The sequence below is a fragment of the Macrococcus sp. DPC7161 genome (assembly GCF_004117835.1).
GTDB lineage: Bacteria > Bacillota > Bacilli > Staphylococcales > Staphylococcaceae > SDSC01.
This window is the reverse complement of the sequence record NZ_SDSC01000023.1, coordinates 1-791: the sequence shown is the minus strand read 5'-3', so window position 1 is coordinate 791 and position 791 is coordinate 1. Positions and strand designations below refer to the sequence as shown.

Below are 791 nucleotides of genomic sequence, written 5' to 3'. Positions count from 1 at the left end.
ACAATTGAATTTGAAACACCAGAAGGTTACACACCAACAACACCAAATACAGGTGATGATACAAGTGACTCAGATGGCACGAAAGTAACAATCACTGTAGATGGTAAAGATGATCCAACAATCGATTCAGGCTTCGTTAAAGAAGTACCACCAACACCGGTATATGATTTAGGCGACAAAGTATGGTTTGATGCAGATAAAGATGGCATCCAAGATGCGGGAGAACCAGGTATTCCAGGTGTAACAGTAACATTAACAAAACCTGACGGTTCAACAATCACAACAACAACAGATGCGAATGGTAACTATGTATTTACAGACTTACCAAACGGTGACTACACAGTAACATTCGGTACTCCAGAAGGATACAATGGACCAACAATTTCTAATGTAGGAAACGATGGATTAGATTCAGATGGCCAAGTTGTGAAAGTAACAATCAACAACGCAGATGATATGACTGTAGATTCAGGATTCATCAAAGTAAGTGTTGGAGATACAGTATGGGAAGATACAGATGGAGACGGACAACAAGATACAGATGAGCCAGGTATTCCAGGCGTAACAGTAACAATTACATATCCAGATGGCACAACAGAAACAACAACAACGGACGAAAACGGAAACTATGAGTTCCCGAACGTACCAAATGGTGAAGTAACAATTGAATTTGAAACACCAGAAGGTTACACACCAACAACACCAAATACAGGTGATGATACAAGTGACTCAGATGGCACGAAAGTAACAATCACTGTAGATGGTAAAGATGATCCAACAATCGATTCAGG

Annotated in this window: 1 protein-coding gene; it reads left to right on the top strand. The window is 40.1% G+C overall.

The window, feature by feature from the left end; all coding sequences use genetic code 11:
• The coding region (locus ER639_RS11895; RefSeq protein ID WP_205757719.1) for an SdrD B-like domain-containing protein at positions 1–791 on the top strand (791 nt) is incomplete at both ends.